The sequence below is a fragment of the Pseudomonas sp. NFPP24 genome, from assembly GCF_900112095.1.
Taxonomy (GTDB): domain Bacteria; phylum Pseudomonadota; class Gammaproteobacteria; order Pseudomonadales; family Pseudomonadaceae; genus Aquipseudomonas; species Aquipseudomonas extremorientalis.
On sequence record NZ_FOKD01000005.1, the window covers coordinates 479,833 to 498,069 of the forward strand.

Here is an 18,237-nt window from a genome sequence, read left to right on the forward strand (position 1 = left end):
TTCGCGACCTTTTGCGACCCGTGCCCATGCCTCCCATCCTCGCCCCCGAACTGCTCGCCCCTGCCGGCACCCTGAAAAACATGCGCTACGCCTTCGCCTATGGCGCCGATGCGGTGTATGCCGGCCAACCGCGCTACAGCCTGCGGGTACGCAACAACGAGTTCGACCACGCCAACCTGGCCCTCGGCATCCAGGAAGCCCATGCCCTGGGCAAGCGTTTCTACGTGGTGGTGAACATTGCGCCGCACAACGCCAAGTTGAAGACCTTCCTCAAGGACCTCGCCCCGGTGATCGCCATGGGCCCGGATGCGCTGATCATGTCTGATCCCGGGCTGATCATGCTGGTGCGCCGGCACTTCCCGCAGATGCCGATCCACCTGTCGGTGCAGGCCAATACGGTGAACTGGGCCAGCGTCGAGTTCTGGCAGCAGCAAGGGATCTGCCGGGTGATCCTGTCGCGGGAGTTGTCCCTGGAAGAAATCGATGAAATCCGCCAACAGGTGCCGGCCACGGAGCTGGAAGTGTTTGTGCACGGCGCCCTGTGCATGGCCTATTCCGGGCGCTGCTTGCTCTCGGGCTACATGAACAAGCGTGATGCCAACCAGGGCACCTGCACCAATGCGTGTCGCTGGAAATACCAGGCGACCCCGGCGGTGGAAAACGCCACCGGCGATATCGTCCAGCACTGCGAGCCGACCCTGGGCATTGGCGCACCGACCGACCAGGTGTTTCTGTTGCAGGAAGCCAACCGCCCCGATGAACAGATGCCGGCCTTCGAAGACGAACACGGCACCTACATCATGAACGCCAAGGACCTGCGCGCGGTGCAGCACGTGGAGCGCCTGACCCACATGGGCGTGCACTCGCTGAAGATCGAGGGCCGCACCAAGTCGCACTTCTATTGCGCGCGCACCACCCAGGTGTATCGCCAGGCCATCGACGATGCGGTGGCCGGTCGTGTCTTCGACCGCAGCCTGATGACCAACCTCGAATCCCTGGCCCAGCGTGGCTACACCGAAGGGTTCCTGCGCCGGCATGTGCACGATGAGTACCAGAACTACCAGAACGGCAGCTCGGTGTCGGAGCGCCAGCAGTTCGTTGGCGAACTGACCGGCGAGCGCCGGGGCGAACTGGCCGAGGTCAAGGTGAAGAACCGCTTCGCCGTGGGCAATCACCTGGAATTGATGACCCCCGCCGGCAACTTCCACTTCGACCTGGCCACCCTGCACAACGCCAACGGCGACGCCATCGAGGTCGCGCCGGGAGATGGGCACACGGTGTACCTGCCACTTCCGGCGGCGATGGACCTGCGCTTCGGCTTGCTGATGCGCGACCTCTAGCGCATCGCCGCCCAGCCCCTCAGCGCTAGATCCTGAACTGGCCGACCAGCTGCCCCAGGCGCTGGCCCAGGTCCGCGAGGCTGCGGGAGGTCTGGGCGCCCAGCTGGGTCTCGTCGGCCACGCTGTCCACCGCCACGGCAATCTGATGCACGCTGCGGTTGATCTCTTCGGCGACGGCAGTCTGCTCTTCGGCGGCGCTGGCGATCTGGGCGTTCATCGAATTGATGGTGCCGATCAACTGCGCCATGGTGTCCAGGGACGCGCCGGCTTGGTTGGCCTGGGCCGAGGTGCCGTCGCCAGCGTCGCTGGAGCGGCGCATGGCGTCCACCGCGGCTTCGGTGCCTTTTTGCAGGCGGTCGATCATGCCCTGGATTTCCTGGGTGCTGGTCTGGGTACGGCTGGCCAGGGCGCGCACTTCGTCGGCCACCACCGCAAACCCACGCCCGGCCTCCCCGGCCCGCGCGGCTTCAATCGCGGCGTTGAGCGCAAGCAGGTTGGTCTGTTCGGCGATGGAGCGGATCACGCTGAGCACACTGACGATGGAGGCCACGTCCTGCTGCAGGCTGTCGAGGGACACGCCGCTGCTGCGGATGTCGTTCACCAGCGCATGGATCTGCGCGATGCTGCCATCCACCACGCGCTTGGCGGCCTGGCCTTCGGCGTCGGTCTGCTGGGCCGCGACCGACGCGCCCTGGGCACTGCGCGCCACTTCCTGGGCGGCCGAGGACATCTGGTTGATCGCCGTGGCAACCTGGTCGGTCTCATGGCGCTGGCGCTCCATGGCCTGTTCGGAGCGCTGGGCCTGCTCGGACACCTGGCTGACCAGGCCGGTGAGTTGGCCTGTCATCTCGGTGATCTGGCGCACCAGGCCGTGGATCTTGTCGACAAACCGGTTGAACGCGCCCGCAAGATCGCCCAGCTCGTCCTGGCTGGTGACGGCCAGGCGGCGGGTCAGGTCGCCTTCACCGGCCGCGATATCGTCGAGGTTGGCTTTCATCAGGTGCAGCGGACGCAGGATGGTATTGGCCAGCAGCATGCCCACGGCGGCGATCACCAGCAGCACCACCACGGCCACGCCGAGGATGCTCAGCAGCACGCCTTCCATGCGTTTCTCGACCTTGGCTTCGACCACCGCCACCCGGGCTTCGATGCCGTCCAGGTTCACCGAGGTACCGATGACCATGTCCCACTTGGGCAGGTATTCGGTGTAGCCCATCTTGGGCACCAGTTCGGTCTGGCCCGGTTGGGTCGAGCTGTATTGCAGGTAATGGGTGCCGTCCTTGCCGACCTTGACCAGGTCGCGGTTGACGTACACCCCGTTGGGGTCGCGGTTGTCCTTGAAGCTCTTGCCCACGCCGTCGGGGCTGTTGCCCTTGAACAGGCGGATGGTCTCGGAGTCATAGCCGAAGAAATAGCCGTCCTTGCCGTAACTGGTGTTGGACAGCAGCTTGACCACCTCGGCGCGCGCCGCGGTATCACCGGGGGCTGCCGCGTCGTAGAGCGGCTTGATGGTGGTCATGGCCACTTCGACGTAGCTTTGCAGGGTGGCCTTGGCGTCGTTGAGCAGGCGCTGGCGGGTCTCTTGCACCTCATTGCGCGACTGACCCTGCAGGATCCATACGGTGGTCAGGCTGATGACCACGGCAAACAACAGCACCGGCACTACGGCGAGGGACAGGACTTTGGCCTTGAGGCTCAGACGCATGGGTTTTCTCTCTTATTAGTGGCGACTTGAGAGGTTAACGGCCGCGTAGGAAGTTTCTGTAGTAAGCCCGCTGCGGTCAGAGGGTCATGGCAGCCAGCCAGCCGAATGCCAGCAACGGGAGGTTGTAGTGCAGAAAGGTCGGCACCACGGTGTCCCAGATGTGGTGATGCTGGCCGTCGATGTTCAGGCCGGAGGTGGGCCCCAGGGTCGAGTCCGAGGCCGGCGATCCGGCATCACCCAAGGCACCGGCCGTGCCGACGATGCACACGATGGCCATGGGGCTGAAACCCAGTTGCACGCACAGCGGCACAAAGATCGCCGCGAGGATCGGCACGGTGGAAAACGACGAGCCGATGCCCATGGTCACCAACAGCCCCACCAGCAGCATCAACAACGCCCCTACCCCACGGCTATGGCCGATGAAGGCTGCCGAGGTTTCCACCAGCGAACGCACATCGCCGGTGGCCTTGAGCACTTCGGCAAAGCCCGAGGCGGCGATCATGATGAAGCCGATCATCGCCATCATCTTCATGCCTTCGGTGAACAGGTCGTCGGTGTCGCGCCAGCGCACGATGCCCGACACCGAGAAGATCAGGAACCCGGCCAGGGCGCCAATGATCATCGAGTCCAGCCACAGCTGAATGATGAACGCCGAGGCAATCGCCAGTCCGGCTACCAGCAGGGTCAGTGGGTTGTACTGCACCGCCACCTGCTCGACCCGCTCGATCTTCTCCAGGTCGTACACGCGTTTCTTGCGGTAGCTGATGAACACCGCCACCAGCAGGCCGACGACCATGCCCAGCGCTGGCAGGCTCATGGCGTGAGTGACGTTGACCTGGCTGATGTCCACGCCGCTCTTGGCCACGTTGGCCAGCAGGATCTGGTTGAGGAAGATATTGCCGAAGCCTACCGGCAGGAACATGTACGGCGTGATCAGGCCGAAGGTCATCACGCAGGCGATGAGGCGGCGGTCCAGTTGCAGCTTGGTCAGCACGTACAGCAGCGGCGGCACCAGCAATGGAATGAACGCGATGTGGATCGGCAGGATGTTCTGCGAGGCAATCGCCACCACCCAGAGCAGGCCGATCAGCAGCCATTTGACGTGGCTGCCACCGCTGGCTTCCTGGCGGTCTACCAGCAGCAGGGCCTTGTCGGCCAGCGCGTGAGCCAGGCCGGACTTGGCAATCGCCACGGCGAAAGCGCCGAGCAAGGCGTAGGACAACGCCACCGTCGCCCCTCCACCCAAGCCGCCATTGAAGGCCTTGAGCGTGGCCTCGATCCCCAGGCCACCGGTCAGGCCGCCCACCAGGGCGCCGAGGATGATGGCGATGACCACATGCACGCGGGACAGGCTGAGCACCAGCATGGTACCGACCGCGGCAATGACTGCGTTAATCATGGTTACCTCAAGCAAAAAACATAAAAAAACAGGCATGCCCGCGCCCGGGCGGCCATTGGGCGGCAACCGGCGTGCAGGCTTGAAGGAGGTCTTATTAGAGGGCGCGCACTTTGCAGCAGGCGGGCGCGCATGTCAAAAAACGGCGCCGCTTTCAGGTTTAAATCGATCGTTTGAATAAAGAAAAACCTGAAACCGCCGATACAGGGGCTCTCTGTGTTTTCAGGTAAGGATGTACCGATGTCGCTCAGGCAGCTCTCCATTCAATGGAAAATCACCCTGCTCGCTGGCTTGTGCCTGCTGGGAATCGTGACCCTGCTGGTGGGTCTGTCGCTGTATCGCATGGCGCAGAGCTCGCAGCAGGTCAAGGCCTCGAGCATGCAGATGCTGGAAGAAGCCGCCCAGGCGCGCATCGAAGCCCAGGGTGAGGTGCAGGCGCTGGGCATCCGTCGCCAGTTCATGGACGCCTATCAGTACGGCCATGGTTTTTCCCGCCAGGTACTGTTCCTGCGCGAGCAGGCCGAGAAGCGCTTTCTCGACGCCTTCGACACCCGCGAAGACCTGACCCGCCAGGTCAAGGCCGCGTTGCAGGCCAACCCGGATCTGCTCGGTCTGTCCCTGGTGTTCGAAGCCAATGCGCTGGACGGCAAGGATGAGCTGTTCGCCGGCCAGGCAGAGTTGGGCAGTAACGACAAGGGGCGCTTCGCCCTGTACTGGTCGCAGCCGACACCCGGCAAGCTGGAGTCAATGGCACTGCCGGAAAGCGACATGTCCGACACCCGCGTCGGCCCCAGCGGCGAAAAGGCCAATGCCTGGTTCACCTGCCCGCGCACCACGCTCAAGCCATGTGTGATCGAACCGTACTTCTACACGATCAACGGGCAAAACGTGCTGATGACCAGCATTGTCTTCCCGTTGATGGCCAACGGCAAAGTCATCGCCTCGCTGTCGGTGGACATCAACCTCAACAGCCTGCAGGCCGTGAGCCAGCAGGCCAGCCACAAGCTGTATGACGGCCAGACCCAGGTCAGCATCCTCAGCCCGACCGGTTTGCTCGCCGGCTACAGCCCCGACGCCAGCAAACTCAGCCAGCGCCTGGACCAGGTCGACACCGCCAGCGGCGCACAGTTGATCAGCGCCCTGGCCGGCAGCTCGCAGATCCGCAGCCTGCGCACCGATCACCAGCTCAAGGTGCTCGCGCCGTTCGCACCGATCCCGGACGGCAAGCCGTGGGGCGTGCTGCTGGATGTGCCGGAGAAGGTCCTGGTGGCCCCCGCCGAAGCGCTGAAAACCCGACTGGATGCCGACAATGCCAAGGGCACCCTGCTGGAGCTGAGCCTGGGCCTGCTGGCCGCCGTGGTCGGCTTGATCCTGGTGTGGTTGATGGCACGTAGCGTGACCCGGCCGATCCTCGGCGTGGCGCACATGCTCGAAGACATCGCCAGCGGCGAAGGCGACCTGACCCGGCGCCTGGCCTACGACAAACAGGACGAGCTGGGCCAATTGGCTGGCTGGTTCAATCGCTTCCTCGACAAGCTGCAACCGATCATCGCCGAGGTCAAACGCTCGGTGCAGGACGCCCGTGGCACCGCCGACCAGTCCGCCGCAATTGCCACTGAAACCAGCGCCGGCATGGAGCAGCAGTACCGCCAGGTCGACCAGGTGGCCACCGCCTCGCACGAAATGAGCGCCACCGCCCAGGACGTGGCCCGCAGTGCGGCGCAAGCGGCCCAGGCCGCACGCGATGCCGACCAGGCCACCCGCGACGGCCTCACCGTGATCGATCAAACCACCCGCAACATCGGGGAGTTGGCGGCGGACATGAGCACGGCCATGTCCCAGGTCGAAGGTTTGGCGGCCAACAGTGAAAAAATCGGCTCGGTGCTGGAAGTGATCCGCGGCATTGCCGAGCAGACCAACCTGTTGGCGCTCAACGCCGCCATCGAAGCAGCCCGCGCCGGTGAAGCCGGGCGTGGCTTTGCGGTAGTGGCCGATGAAGTGCGCAACCTGGCGCGACGGACCCAGGAATCGGTGGAAGAAACCCGCCTGGTCATCGAGCACCTGCAAAGCGGCACCACCGACGTGGTCGGCGCCATGGGCAACAGCTACCGCCAGGCCCAGGGCAGCGTCGAACAGGTCGGACAGGCGGTGACCGCCCTGCGCCAGATCGGCGATGCGGTAACGGTGATCAGCGACATGAACCTGCAGATCGCCAGCGCCGCCGAAGAGCAAAGCGCGGTGGCCGAGGAGATCAACAGCAACGTGGCGACCATTCGCGATGTGACCGAGTCACTGTCCGAGCAGGCCAACGAATCGGCGCGGGTGAGCCAGGCGTTGAACAGCCTGGCGAATCAGCAGCAAGGGTTGATGGATCAGTTCCGCGTCTGAAAATGCAAGGCTATCCAATGTGGGAGGGGGCTTGCCCCCGATTGCGGTGTATCAGCCAATCTGTTTTTTGACTGGAATACCGCCATCGGCGGCAAGCCCCCTGCCACAGGGCAGTTCGATCAACACTTTCAGGCCGCCCAATTCAGACGCCTGCAACTGCAACACCCCGCCCCACACTTCGACAATGTCCCGCACGATCCCCAGCCCCAGGCCATGGCCATCGATCTGTTCGTCCAGGCGTGCGCCACGGCTGAACACCTGGTCTCGCTGGCTTTCAGGAATGCCGGGGCCGTCATCTTCCACCGCCAGCAGGTAATGGTGCTCAGTCTCGGTGACGCTCAGGCGCACGTCGGCATCCGCCCATTTGCAGGCGTTATCCAACAGGTTGCCGAGCAGCTCCAATAGATCTTCGCGGTCCCAGGGCAGTTGCAGGCCGGGCGCGGCGCGGTAGCTCAGGTCCAGGTGTTCGCCGTGGATCATGGTCAGGGTGGCAAGCAGGCCGGGCAGTTCTTTATCACAGTCGAACAACGCGCCGGGCAAGGTTTCCCCGGCCAGGCGGGCGCGATTGAGTTCGCGGTTGAGGCGTTGCTGTACCTGCTCCAACTGATCACGCAGCAGTTTGCTCAGCTCAGGATGTTGCTTGAGCGTCTCGCTCGATGCCGCGCTCAACAGCACCGCCAAGGGCGTCTTGAGGGCGTGGCCGAGGTTGCCCAGGGCATTGCGCGAACGCTTGAGGCTGTCTTCGGTGTGCGCCAGCAGGTGGTTGATCTGCGCCACCAGCGGCTCCAGTTCCAGGGGCACCTGGGTATCGAGTTGCGAGCGTTGCCCCTGTTGCAGCTGGGCAATCTGGTTGCGCGCGGTTTCCAGCGGGCGCAAGGCGCGGCGCACGGTCACCCGTTGCAGGATCAGCACCAGCAGCAGCGCTGCCAGGCCCAGCACCAGGCCGATCTGGCGCATCAGCCGGAAGCTTTCGCGCACCGGGGTGTAGTCCTGGGCCACGCTGATGGAAATCGATTGGCCAAACCGCTTGTAGTCCGCACGCAGCACCAGCAGTTGCTGGCCTTCCGGGCCGAGTTGCAGGTTGCCCTTCAGCCCCGCCTCGGGCAGGCGCGGCAGTTCCTGGTCCCACAATGAGCGGGAGCGCCAGTGGACGTCGGCGAAATCAATGCGGAAGTAATGCCCGGAAAAAGGCCGTTGATAGGCTGGCGACAGGCGTTGCTCATCCAGCTGCACGCCGTTCGGCCCACGCACCAGCGCCACCAGCAGGTTCTCGGCGTCGTTGCGCAAACCGGCTTCCAGGTAGCGCTGCAAGCCGGCCTCGAACAACCACAGGCTGGTCTGGGCCAGCACCACGCCGACGATCACCATCACGCTGATCAGCCCCAGGCTCAGGCGCCGCTGGATCGACCTCATGCAGGGCTGGCGCCAAACCGGTAACCCTGGCCGCGCCGGGTCTCGATCACGCTGCGGCCCAATTTGCGACGCAGATGGTTGACGTGAACTTCCAGCACATTGGAGTCGCGTTCGGTCTCACCGTCGTACAGGTGCTCGGCCAGGTGGCTTTTCGACAGGATCTGTTCGGGGTGCAGCATGAAATAGCGCAACAGGCGGAATTCGGCGGCGGTCAGCTGGATCTCATCGCCATCACGCAGCACGCATTGGCGACCTTCGTCCAGATGCAGGCCGGCCGCCTGCAACGTCGGTTGGTTCGCCTGGCCGTGGGAACGGCGCAACAGCGCCTGGATGCGCAGGTGCAGCTCTTCGGGGTGAAAGGGTTTGGCCAGGTAATCGTCGGCGCCGGCCTTGAGCCCTTCGATGCGCTCGGCCCAGGAGTCGCGGGCGGTGAGAATCAGTACCGGAACGGCCAACGCGGCGGCTCGCCATTGGGCCAGTACCTCAAGCCCAGGCAGGCCCGGCAGGCCGAGGTCGAGGATGATCAGGTCGTAGGGCTCGCTGCGGCCCTGATACACGGCATCGCGCCCATCGGCCAGCCAATCGACCGCATAGCCCTGGCGCTGCAGGCCAGCCATCAGTTCATCGGCCAAGGGTACGTTGTCTTCCACCAGCAGCAGGCGCATCAGTCTTCCTCGTCTTTGATCAGCACACCGGTGCGTGCGTCCAGCTTGATTTCGCGCACCACCCCTTCGGTGGTCACCAGTTCCACTTCATAGGCATATTGGCCGTGTTTCTTCTCCAACTCGGCCTCCAGCAGGCGCGAGCCGGGGTAACGCGCCATGGCCTGCTGCAACAATTGCTCAAGTGGCAGGATCACCCCCTGCTGGCGCAGCGCCAAGGCTTCATCCTGGTTGAGGTCGCGGGCCGCCAGGCTGGAGCAGAATGCCAAGAGCACCAGCGCCACTCGACTGCCGACGCGTAAATTTACCTTCATTACGTATCCTGATGATTCTTGAGGACCTGCCCGGTGAGCGCGTCCAATTCAACGTCCCATTCGATGCCGTGGGCATCCTCCAACTCGACCTCATACACGTACTTGCCGTAGGCCTCGTCCAGGTCGGTGTCCAGCAATGTCGAACCGGGGTGCAGGGCCAGGGCCGTGGCTTCCAGTTGATCGAAAGCGACAATAGTAACAGTGGCCGGCACTTTCAGTGGTTTGTCGGGGTCCACGGCTCGGGCCTGGGTCGCCGTGAGGGCGATGATACCGGCGGCGGCCAGCGCGGTAAGGCGCTTCATGATAAGTCTCCGTTACAGGATGTATTCCTACGCCGGCCACCGTACGCCCTGCAACTTAACTGAAACTGAATTGCCACCATGGCAATTCTCACCCAGGCCTTTGCCCCACATTCCACGAGATTTTCTATAATGCCCCGCTCGCTCGGACAGAGACCGGTATGACAGCCATCCACATCAAGTTTCCCGCCTTGACCCTCAAGGCCGGCAAACGCGCCTTTGCGCGCATTCGTGAACAAGGCCTCACGCCTGCCGAGGTGGGCATCCTGCCCGGCGCGGCCGGCGGCCCGAAGGCACTCGGCATCCAGGGCCTGGACCTGGCGCTGTTCGGCGACTGGCTGCCCCGCGCACCACGGGAACGTGCGCTGATCGGGGCCTCGATTGGCTCCTGGCGGTTTGCCAGCGCCTGCCTGCCCGACCCGGTGCAAGGCTTGCTGGACCTGGGCCGCCTGTATAACGAACAGCGTTTTGCCAAAGGCGTGACCATGGCCGAAGTCACCCAGAGCTGCCAGCGCATGCTCGACGACTTGCTCGCCGGCCGCGATGCACGGGTGCTGGACAACCCGGATTACCGCCTGAACATCATGGTGGTCAAGAGCCACGGCCTGCTGGCCGACGACCATCGCGGGCGGCTCGGGCTGGGCCTGTCATCGGTGATTGCCGATAACCTGCGCGGCCGCGCACGGCTGTCGCGGCACTTCGAACGGCTGATCATCCACGACCCGCGCCAGGCGCCACCGGTGCATCCGCTGAAGGACTTCCCCTCGCGCTTCCTGCCCCTGGAACTGGGCAACCTGCGCCAGGCACTGCTGGCGTCGGGGTCGATCCCCATGGTGATGCAAGGCGTGCGCGACCTGCCGGGCGCAGGCGCCGGCACCTACCGCGACGGCGGCCTGCTGGACTACCACCTCGACCTGCCCTACCACGGCGATGACATCGTGCTGTACCCACACTTCACCGACCGGGTCATCCCCGGCTGGTTCGACAAGGGCCTGCCGTGGCGACGCAGTAACCCGCAAGGCTTGCAGGACGTGTTGCTGCTGGCTCCCTCCAGGGACTACCTGGCCCGCCTGCCCCACGGCAAATTGCCGGACCGCAGCGACTTCAAGCGCTTCATGGGCGACGACGCGAGCCGCAACCAGTACTGGCAGACCGCGATGAGTGAAAGCCGAAGGCTGGGCGATGAGTTTCTGGAGCTGGCGGATAACGGCGGATTGGGCGAGCGACTGCAGGTCCTGTAGGCGCGGGCCGGAATCCGGCAGGGGTTTGGGGGGGTGACCACCCGATTACGTGTGAACACTGCGACTGTGGCGAGCGGGCTTGTCCCGCGTTGGGTTGCGAAGCGACCCTGGAAGGAGGAATGCGGTGAGTCGGGCACTCTTCGGCTGCTGGTCTTGGGGCTGCTTCGCGGCCCAACGCGGGGCAAGCCCGCTCGCCACAGGCAATCTTTATTCGCCGGCAAACCGGCGTGTACAGAGGGACGGTATGCGCGGCGAGGGATCAAGCTGTTAAACTCGCCGGCTGCCAGATACCTGACCGAGCTGAAAATACCGTGGAAATCTTCAAAGAGTTTACTTTCGAATCCGCCCACCGCCTGCCCCACGTACCGGAAGGCCACAAATGCGGGCGCCTGCATGGGCATTCGTTCAAGGTGGCGATCCACCTGAGCGGCGACCTGGATCCCCATACCGGCTGGATTCGCGACTTCTCGGAGATCAAGGCGATTTTCAAGCCGCTCTACGAACGCCTCGACCACAACTACCTCAATGACATCCCCGGCCTGGAAAATCCCACCAGCGAAGTGCTGGCCAAGTGGATCTGGAATGAGTTGAAACCCCTGCTGCCTGAGCTCAGTGCGATTCGTATCCACGAGACCTGCACCAGCGGTTGCATCTATCGCGGCGAATAAGCCTCCGGTAGGAAAAAGCCACCCTCGCGGTGGTTTTTTTATGCCTGGTATTGCACCCTTCGATCTGCCCGCCCTTCGCACAACGATGAGGAATGTATGGAAAACACCTGGCTGGCCCAGGCCAAACGCTTGCAGGCATTGGCCTCCACGGGCCTGCACTTCTGCACCGATGATTTCGAGCGTGAACGCCTGGAGGAAATTGCCGAGATTGCCCACAGCATGCTTGCGCAGCTGGGCAATGTGCCCCTGGAGCGTATCACCGGGTTGGTCAGCGACTTCGCCCAGCGTTACTCGACGCCGATGATCGACGTGCGCGGCGCGGTGATTGAGGGAGACCGGATTCTGCTGGTGCGCGAGTTGACCGATGGCTGCTGGGCGTTACCAGGCGGTTACGCCGATATCGGCTTGTCGGCGGCGGAAAACATCGTCAAGGAAATTCGCGAGGAAGCCGGGCTGACGGTGACGGCCCGGGCGTTGTACAGCGTCACGCACAAGGCCAAGGGCTTGTATCGGCCGGACGTACGGGATTTCTACAAGCTGTATTTCCTGTGCGAACCCGTGGATCAGTCGGCACCGATGGCAGGCTTCGAGACCACCGAGGTGGGTTTTTTCCGCCTGGACGAGCTGCCGCCGCTGTCCCGCGGGCGCACCATCGAAAGTGATTTGCAGGCAGCGTTCGCCTTCCATCGTGGCGAGACCACCCACACGCTGTTCGACTGATCCAATTTGTATCACTGCTGCACCGCTTTCGTGCCCGATTGGGCACTGCGACCTTTCCTCAAGGCGTTTCCCCCTGTTTGGCTATAAATACTGTGCACGGTGCACAGCGCCCATCGTGCGCTCGCCACTGCTGCCGCCTTGGCACGCACGGTGCAATAGGCCTGCGTCACTCATTCAGGGAGCAAGGCACATGACGCAGCAAGAACCGGGCAACGATTACCCCCTTAGCGAAGTCCCGATGCATGCGCGCAAAGGCCTGGCGTCGACCGCCATGGTGCTGTTGGGCTTTACGTTTTTTACCGCGACCATGTTTGCCGGCGGCAAGCTAGGAGTGGCGTTCAGTTTCACCGACATGCTCGGCGTCGTGGCCCTGGGTAACCTGCTGTTGGGCATCTACGCCGCAGGCCTGGGTTACATCGCGTTCAAGAGCGGGCTGAACTCGGTGTTGATGGGGCGTTTCTGCTTTGGCGAAGTGGGCAGCAAGCTCAGCGATTTGATCCTCGGCTTCACCCAGATCGGCTGGTACGCCTGGGGCACGGCCACCGCCGCAGTGGTGCTGGGCAAGTATTTCGAACTCAGCCAGGGCAGCGTGCTGGCGTTGATGGTGGTATTTGGCCTGGTGTTCTGTGCCACGGCCTACATTGGTTATCGCGGGCTAGAGATTCTGTCCTACGTCGCGGTGCCGGCCATGGGCATCCTGCTGTTTCTGTCGATGTGGGTAGCCACGGTAAAGGTCGGCGGGCTGGATGGGCTGCTCGCGGTGGTGCCTACCGGTGAGTTGGACTTGTCCACGGCAATCACCCTGGTGTTCGGCACCTTTGTCAGCGGTGCGACCCAGGCCACCAACTGGACACGCTTTTCGCGCTCGGCCAAGGTGGCGGTGCTGGCCAGCCTGATCGGTTTTTTTATCGGCAACGGCTTGATGGTGCTGATCGGTGCCTACGGCGCCATCGTCTATCAGCAACCGGACGTGGTCGAAGTGTTGCTGCTGCAAGGCTTTGCCATGGCGGCAATGGCCATGTTGCTGCTCAATATCTGGAGCACCCAGGACAACACCATCTACAACTTCGCCGTGGCCGGCTGCAATCTGCTGCGCACCAAACGCCGCAAGACCGTAACCCTGGCCGGTGCGGTGATCGGCACCCTGCTGGCGTTGCTGGGCATGTACGACATGCTGGTGCCGTACCTGATTCTGCTGGGCACGGTGATCCCACCGATTGGCGGGGTGATCATGGCGGACTTCTTCTACCGCTATCGCGGCCACTATCCACGCCTGGCCGACGCACGCCTGCCAGCGTTCAACTGGCCAGGGCTGGTGGCCTACGCGGTGGGCACGGTGCTGGCGTTCAACTCGCCCTGGGTCGCGCCGTTGGTGGGTATCGTGGCCGCGTCGCTGACCTACATCGCGCTCACCGCCGTGCTGCGCGTGCGGGCACCCTTGGTTGACGCCCAGGCATGAGCCTGACCATCGCCGATGTGCTGGCCCTGCCGGGCCTGGAATCCATGCGCCTGCGCGCCGGCACCGCTGGCCTGGAGAACGGCGTACGCTGGCCCTATGTGGCGGAAAACAGCGGGATTGCCGAGTGGGTATTGGGCGGCGAGCTGGTATTCGTCACCGGGATCAACCACCCGCGCGACGAAGGCAACTTGATGCAACTGCTGGAGGAAGCCTGCGAGCGTCAGGTGGCCGGGTTGGTGATCCTCACGGGGCCTGCGTACATCCAGGCGATCCCCCAGCGTTTGCTGGAGGCTGCCGAAGCCGCCGGCATGCCGCTGATCGAACAGCCCTACTCGCTGAAAATGGTGCTGGTGACCCAGGCTATTGGTTCGGCGCTGATCCAGTCCGAGCAGTTGGGTCGCTCGCGGCACGATGTGCTGGAGCGTTTGCTGACGGGCGATTATCAGTCCCTGGATTTGCTGCTGCACCGTGGCGGACAGTTAGGCCTGTCGTTGGCCGGGCATTGGCAGGTGGTGCAACTGCAGCTGGAAGGCAGTGAGCTGCTGTTTGCCCAAGGCGACGCGGCGGCGGTCGAGGTACAACTGGCGCGGCAACATGACGCCATCAACCGGCGCTTGCGCCAGGTGTCGGCGGGGTTGCCGGTACTTGGGCGGGCCGGCCAATGGACGCTGCTGCTGCCGGCCTCGGATGCCGTCGCCGCCTTGGTCAACCGCCAGCACCTGGCCAGCTGGCTCAACCCGCTGAATCTGCGACTGGCGCCGCTCAAATTGTTTATCGGCCTCAGCGCCGCCGCGCATCCACCGGCACGCCTGGCCCAGGCGCAGGATGAAGCACGTCAGGCACTGGCGGCTGCGCGGCGTTTCAGCGAGCGCGCCGGGCTGTGCGTGTACGACGAATTGGGCGTACTCAAGTTACTCAGTGGCGTGCGTGATCGCGCCCTGCTCGATCAATTCCTCCATGAACGCCTCGGCCCCTTGCTGCGCCACGACGCGCAGCATGGCCCCAACCTGATGCCGACCCTGGAAGCCTGGTTTCACGAGAATGGTAACCTGGTGGCCGCCGCCCAGCGGCTCGCCGTGCACCGCAACACCCTGACACACCGTGTCCAGCGCATCGAAGCCTTGTGCGGGCTGATGCTGGATAATTCATATGATCGCCTGGACATCGGCATTGCGCTGATGATCTGGCGACTGTCTGCCTAATTGTTTTAGCCAAGAGGAACTTGCCCATGCACATCATCAACGCCCGCCTGCGCAACCGTGAAGGCCTGCATGAGCTGCACCTGGAACATGGCCGGATCGCCAGTATCACCGCGCAATCGACAGTACCGCACCTGGGCGCGGGGGACCTGGACGCCGCCGGCAACCTGGTGATCCCGCCCTTTGTCGAACCGCATATCCACCTCGACGCCACGCTGACCGCCGGCGAACCACGCTGGAACATGAGCGGCACCCTGTTCGAAGGCATCGAGTGCTGGGGCGAACGCAAGGCCACCATCACCCAGGAAGACACCAAGACCCGCGCCAAAAAGACTATCCAGGCCCTGGCCGCCCACGGTATCCAGCATGTACGTACCCACGTCGACGTCACTGACCCGGACCTCACCGCGCTCAAGGCCATGCTGGAAGTACGCGAGGAAAGCACACACCTGATAGACCTGCAGATCGTCGCGTTCCCCCAGGAAGGCATCGAGTCGTACCGCAATGGCCGCGAACTGATGGAAGAGGCCATCCGCCTGGGCGCCGATGTGATCGGCGGCATCCCGCACTTTGAATACACCCGCGACCAGGGCGTGAGCTCGGTGAAGTTCCTGATGGACCTGGCCGAACGCACCGGCTGCCTGGTGGATGTGCACTGCGACGAAACCGACGACCCACATTCGCGCTTTCTCGAAGTACTGGCCGAAGAGGCCCGCAGCCGCGACATGGGCGCCCGCGTCACTGCCAGCCACACCACCGCCATGGGTTCCTACGACAACGCCTACTGCGCCAAGCTCTTTCGCCTGCTGGGACATTCCGGTATCAGCTTCGTTTCCTGCCCCACCGAGAGCATTCACCTCCAAGGTCGCTTCGACAGCTTCCCAAAACGCCGTGGCGTCACCCGGGTCAACGAACTGCTCGAGGCCGGCATGAATGTGTGCTTCGGCCAAGACTCCATCGTCGATCCCTGGTACCCACTGGGCAACGGCAACATCCTGCGGGTACTCGAAGCCGGTTTGCACATCTGCCACATGCTCGGCTATCGCAACCTGCAAAGTGCCCTCGACCTGGTCACCGACAACAGCGCCAAAGCCATGGCCCTGGGTGACCGCTACGGTCTGGAGCAGGGACGCCCGGCCAACCTGTTGATCCTCTCGGCGGACAGCGACTACGAGGTGATCCGCAGTCAGGGCCTGCCGCTGTACTCGATCCGCAACGGCAAGGTGTTGATGACACGCCGGCCAGCCCAGGTAGAGTTTGCGTAAACACCTCGGTCAGACAATCGAGTCGATATCCAGCGTATGTGCCCTCCCCCTGTCGTTATCCAGAGCGGGAGGGATACGGGCGACCTGCGACAGCTCGCGATTTTCACGGTGACTGAACCAGCGCTTGAGGCTGGTTGCCAAGTGGGCACCATGGGCATGACTACCATAGACATCACGGGCTTCCAGACGGCGCCAGCGCAGGGTCGCAAGGCGCTCGCGACTGGTGTGCAAACGGTCGATTTCGGCGTTCAAGGCTTCGTTATGCTCATAACCCCGGTCGTTGGCCGCCCTTAGACGGGTCAATTCCCGACGCTTGTTGCGCAATTGCTCGCGCATGGTCTCGAGCGCACGGTCAAGCAATTCGAATTCCCTCGGCGTTACCAAGGGCCCATTGCTTTCCTGGGTTTGCTGCCAGCGCCGGAGTGTTGCCCAGGCGGCCGGAATGTAGCTGGCGGTCATGAAGTGCTGGCTGGCCTGGAACAGCTGCTTGAGCAGGTTGTCACGTTCAGGCATGTCACCGCTGAGTTGCAGCGCCCGGTTGCAGCCGGCCTCCTGGATGGACTCACAACCGGGTTGCCACAACACCGAAGAATGCGTGCCGTCCGCGAGCGTGATCGGCATGAAATGGTATTGTTCGCCATGGTGCTCGTAGGGGTTGCCACCGAAACGTACCAGGCCGGCGGCGAACAGCAACCCACCCGGCGCGGGGGCGCTGAACAGCGTGACGGCACCTGGGACCCAGAGCTTGGCGGTGGTGTTCATCCATGGGGCCGGGACGCTGGGGACGGGGTCGTTGTGGTTGACGATGCGGTGGTGGACCAGGGTTGAGGCACCTGCGGTGAATTCGGAATCGGCGGCGCGGGGGGCGCCGTAGGTGTAGAGGAGGATGTTGTAGTTTTGATCAGGAATACGACGTAGCCCTTCTGCCAATAACAACGCAATCGCGCCGCCCAGGCTGTGTCCGCAGATGACGATTCGTTGCCCTATATGAAACTGAGTGAGGTAGTGCAGCACGAAATCACGCATCGCCCGGTAAGCCTGATAGAAGCCCTCGTGTGCCTTGCCGACACCCTCGGCAAAAGCCACCTGATGGGCGTTTGCATCCCGTAGCCCATCGGCGGCGCTGGCGGTACCTCGCACAGCAATCAGGATCACCTCATCGTGATGACTGATAAATGCCTGCGTATAAGTACCAAACGCTTCATCATCAAAAAAATGCAAACTCGCTGGGTGCTCCTGCTTGTTACCCAAGTCCGGTCGATTTTTTGGATACAACACAGGATCGAAAGGCAAAATCTCGAAGCGTCGGGAATACGGGACCTCTTCGTAGATCGGATAGAAACGTTGCTGTTCCTCCGAATCGACTCGCCAGGCCTCGTGATAACCCGAAAGTTTCTCAGCAAAAAAATGACCGACGCTGGGGTCGAGTGGAAAACGAACCTCCTCTTGAGGCTGTTGAGGTGGCTTCTGGCCGAAATTGCAGTAACTCAAGGTGGCCATCAACGCTAGCTGATACAGGTTCAAGGCACAGAAGCTGTGTTCGGTTGAAAGCATCGGGCGCAAAGCCCGCAGCGGTCTAACCTCAAGAGCAGTATGGCTGTTGGGGAATAGCACGATCCCTGCCAAGGTTGTTTCGGGTGGCCCAAATCCAAGGTCGGCCAACATTTTTAACGCATGCCGTCGAGGTTGATGAGCCCTCTGTTCAATCGGGGGTAAATGGGCGGCGTGGCGGACTAAATCGCGAACCTCAACTTGATAAAAATGGCTGGCTTTTTGTTGAGCAGGATTACCTTCGGTACGGCGACCGTCATAGGCCGCAAATCTAGTCTGTTCAGCCCGTCGTTGAAGCTCGGTAATAGGGAGTATCAGTTTTTTTGTGTTCGGGCTGGTTAGGGCCTGCCGTCAGGCAGGCCCTTGTTTTACCAGCTCGGTCTGGTAAATCGGTCTCCGTACAGGATCGCAAATTGATTCATTGCCACTTTCCAGTCGTGTGCCGCATGACCCCAGTTGGCGGTGATGTTGCGCAACCCAAGCCATATCAGTTTCGTCGCGGCCTCATCGGTCGGGAAGTGCCCTCGAGTCTTGATGATCTTGCGTAACTGGGCATTGATGCTCTCGATGGCATTGGTCGTGTAAACCACTTTGCGGATGCCCGCCGGGAAAACAAA

At 62.8% G+C, this 18,237-nt stretch carries 15 protein-coding genes and 3 pseudogenes; 9 read left to right on the plus strand and 9 right to left on the minus strand.

Going from position 1 to position 18,237, the window contains the following annotated elements:
* The first annotated feature begins 26 nt into the window (after positions 1-26).
* On the plus strand, positions 27-1,340 hold the full coding sequence (gene yegQ, locus BM026_RS13830; RefSeq protein ID WP_092249650.1) for a prephenate-dependent tRNA uridine(34) hydroxylase TrhP: 1,314 nt from the start codon (positions 27-29) through the stop codon (positions 1,338-1,340).
* 25 nt (positions 1,341-1,365) lie between these two features.
* Here yegQ and BM026_RS29585 read toward each other — a convergent pair whose 3' ends face one another.
* The 3 genes and pseudogenes from BM026_RS29585 to BM026_RS13840 form a co-directional block, all read right to left on the minus strand.
* Complete coding sequence (locus BM026_RS29585; protein WP_371914412.1) at positions 1,366-2,187, minus strand: methyl-accepting chemotaxis protein; 822 nt, start codon at positions 2,185-2,187, stop codon at positions 1,366-1,368.
* Between the two features lie 36 nt (positions 2,188-2,223).
* Positions 2,224-3,045, minus strand: a pseudogene (locus BM026_RS29590) (cache domain-containing protein); the annotation flags it as partial.
* A gap of 76 nt (positions 3,046-3,121) precedes the next feature.
* Positions 3,122-4,441 (minus strand): Na+/H+ antiporter family protein, encoded by a 1,320-nt coding sequence (locus BM026_RS13840; protein ID WP_170856121.1) that lies wholly within the window; start codon positions 4,439-4,441, stop codon positions 3,122-3,124.
* 459 nt (positions 4,442-4,900) lie between these two features.
* On the opposite strand from BM026_RS13840, the pseudogene BM026_RS29595 reads away from it, so the two are divergent.
* Positions 4,901-5,971 (plus strand): annotated as a pseudogene (locus BM026_RS29595) (HAMP domain-containing protein); the annotation flags it as partial.
* A 264-nt stretch (positions 5,972-6,235) separates the two neighbouring features.
* A pseudogene (locus BM026_RS29600) lies at positions 6,236-6,829 on the plus strand (methyl-accepting chemotaxis protein); the annotation flags it as partial.
* Positions 6,830-6,880: 51 nt separating this feature from the next.
* Here BM026_RS29600 and BM026_RS13850 read toward each other — a convergent pair.
* From BM026_RS13850 to BM026_RS13865, 4 genes are read right to left on the minus strand one after another with little or no spacing between them, the layout of a single operon-like run.
* Complete coding sequence (locus BM026_RS13850; RefSeq protein WP_092249640.1) at positions 6,881-8,242, minus strand: sensor histidine kinase; 1,362 nt, start codon at positions 8,240-8,242, stop codon at positions 6,881-6,883.
* Positions 8,239-8,907, minus strand: coding sequence for a response regulator transcription factor (locus BM026_RS13855; RefSeq protein WP_071489687.1), 669 nt, complete (start codon positions 8,905-8,907; stop codon positions 8,239-8,241). Before BM026_RS13855 ends, BM026_RS13850 begins: the two co-directional genes overlap by 4 nt.
* Positions 8,907-9,218, minus strand: a complete 312-nt coding sequence (locus BM026_RS13860) for a PepSY domain-containing protein (protein WP_071489688.1) — start codon at positions 9,216-9,218, stop codon at positions 8,907-8,909. The genes BM026_RS13855 and BM026_RS13860 overlap by 1 nt, the downstream gene beginning before the upstream one ends.
* The gene (locus BM026_RS13865) at positions 9,218-9,520 is read right to left on the minus strand and encodes a PepSY domain-containing protein (RefSeq protein WP_058425612.1); all 303 of its coding nucleotides are present in this window, start codon (positions 9,518-9,520) and stop codon (positions 9,218-9,220) included. Before BM026_RS13865 ends, BM026_RS13860 begins: the two co-directional genes overlap by 1 nt.
* Positions 9,521-9,678: 158 nt before the next feature.
* On the opposite strand from BM026_RS13865, the gene BM026_RS29205 reads away from it, so the two are divergent.
* The 6 genes from BM026_RS29205 (at position 9,679) to codA (ending at position 16,069) form a co-directional block, all read left to right on the plus strand.
* Positions 9,679-10,758 carry a patatin-like phospholipase domain-containing protein gene (locus tag BM026_RS29205; protein ID WP_093529006.1) on the plus strand — a complete coding sequence of 360 codons (1,080 nt, stop codon included), beginning with the start codon at positions 9,679-9,681 and terminating at the stop codon, positions 10,756-10,758.
* 311 nt (positions 10,759-11,069) lie between these two features.
* Entirely contained in the window at positions 11,070-11,426 is a 357-nt protein-coding gene (queD, locus tag BM026_RS13875) for a 6-carboxytetrahydropterin synthase QueD (protein WP_003190259.1), read from the plus strand.
* A 96-nt stretch (positions 11,427-11,522) separates the two neighbouring features.
* Positions 11,523-12,146 carry an NUDIX hydrolase gene (locus tag BM026_RS13880; RefSeq protein ID WP_092249634.1) on the plus strand — a complete coding sequence of 208 codons (624 nt, stop codon included), beginning with the start codon at positions 11,523-11,525 and terminating at the stop codon, positions 12,144-12,146.
* A gap of 190 nt (positions 12,147-12,336) precedes the next feature.
* Positions 12,337-13,605, plus strand: a complete 1,269-nt coding sequence (gene codB / locus BM026_RS13885; protein ID WP_093513805.1) for a cytosine permease — start codon at positions 12,337-12,339, stop codon at positions 13,603-13,605.
* A complete protein-coding gene (locus BM026_RS13890) occupies positions 13,602-14,807 on the plus strand; it encodes a PucR family transcriptional regulator (RefSeq protein ID WP_093529009.1) in 1,206 nt (401 codons plus the stop codon). Before codB ends, BM026_RS13890 begins: the two co-directional genes overlap by 4 nt.
* Positions 14,808-14,833: 26 nt before the next feature.
* Positions 14,834-16,069: a cytosine deaminase gene (gene codA / locus BM026_RS13895; protein ID WP_093529012.1), complete on the plus strand. Its 1,236-nt coding sequence runs from the start codon at positions 14,834-14,836 to the stop codon at positions 16,067-16,069.
* Between the two features lie 9 nt (positions 16,070-16,078).
* On the opposite strand, the gene BM026_RS13900 is transcribed toward codA, so the two are convergent.
* Positions 16,079-17,623 carry a lipase family protein gene (locus tag BM026_RS13900; RefSeq protein WP_093529015.1) on the minus strand — a complete coding sequence of 515 codons (1,545 nt, stop codon included), beginning with the start codon at positions 17,621-17,623 and terminating at the stop codon, positions 16,079-16,081.
* 365 nt (positions 17,624-17,988) lie between these two features.
* Positions 17,989-18,237 (minus strand): transposase (locus BM026_RS13910; RefSeq protein WP_139217553.1); only part of this gene is annotated, 249 nt, incomplete at its 5' end.

What these genes read in the sequence shown, in the direction of transcription:
- BM026_RS13890 (WP_093529009.1), top strand. Translation starts at nt 13,602, where the DNA reads ATGAGCCTGACCATCGCCGATGTGCTGGCCCTGCCGGGCCTGGAATCC.
- BM026_RS13850 (WP_092249640.1), bottom strand. Translation starts at nt 8,242, where the DNA reads ATGAGGTCGATCCAGCGGCGCCTGAGCCTGGGGCTGATCAGCGTGATG.
- BM026_RS13855 (WP_071489687.1), bottom strand. Translation starts at nt 8,907, where the DNA reads ATGCGCCTGCTGCTGGTGGAAGACAACGTACCCTTGGCCGATGAACTG.
- yegQ (WP_092249650.1), top strand. Translation starts at nt 27, where the DNA reads ATGCCTCCCATCCTCGCCCCCGAACTGCTCGCCCCTGCCGGCACCCTG.
- codA (WP_093529012.1), top strand. Translation starts at nt 14,834, where the DNA reads ATGCACATCATCAACGCCCGCCTGCGCAACCGTGAAGGCCTGCATGAG.
- BM026_RS13880 (WP_092249634.1), top strand. Translation starts at nt 11,523, where the DNA reads ATGGAAAACACCTGGCTGGCCCAGGCCAAACGCTTGCAGGCATTGGCC.
- BM026_RS13865 (WP_058425612.1), bottom strand. Translation starts at nt 9,520, where the DNA reads ATGAAGCGCCTTACCGCGCTGGCCGCCGCCGGTATCATCGCCCTCACG.
- BM026_RS13900 (WP_093529015.1), bottom strand. Translation starts at nt 17,623, where the DNA reads ATGCTTTCAACCGAACACAGCTTCTGTGCCTTGAACCTGTATCAGCTA.
- BM026_RS29205 (WP_093529006.1), top strand. Translation starts at nt 9,679, where the DNA reads ATGACAGCCATCCACATCAAGTTTCCCGCCTTGACCCTCAAGGCCGGC.
- BM026_RS29585 (WP_371914412.1), bottom strand. Translation starts at nt 2,187, where the DNA reads ATGACAGGCCAACTCACCGGCCTGGTCAGCCAGGTGTCCGAGCAGGCC.
- BM026_RS13860 (WP_071489688.1), bottom strand. Translation starts at nt 9,218, where the DNA reads ATGAAGGTAAATTTACGCGTCGGCAGTCGAGTGGCGCTGGTGCTCTTG.
- codB (WP_093513805.1), top strand. Translation starts at nt 12,337, where the DNA reads ATGACGCAGCAAGAACCGGGCAACGATTACCCCCTTAGCGAAGTCCCG.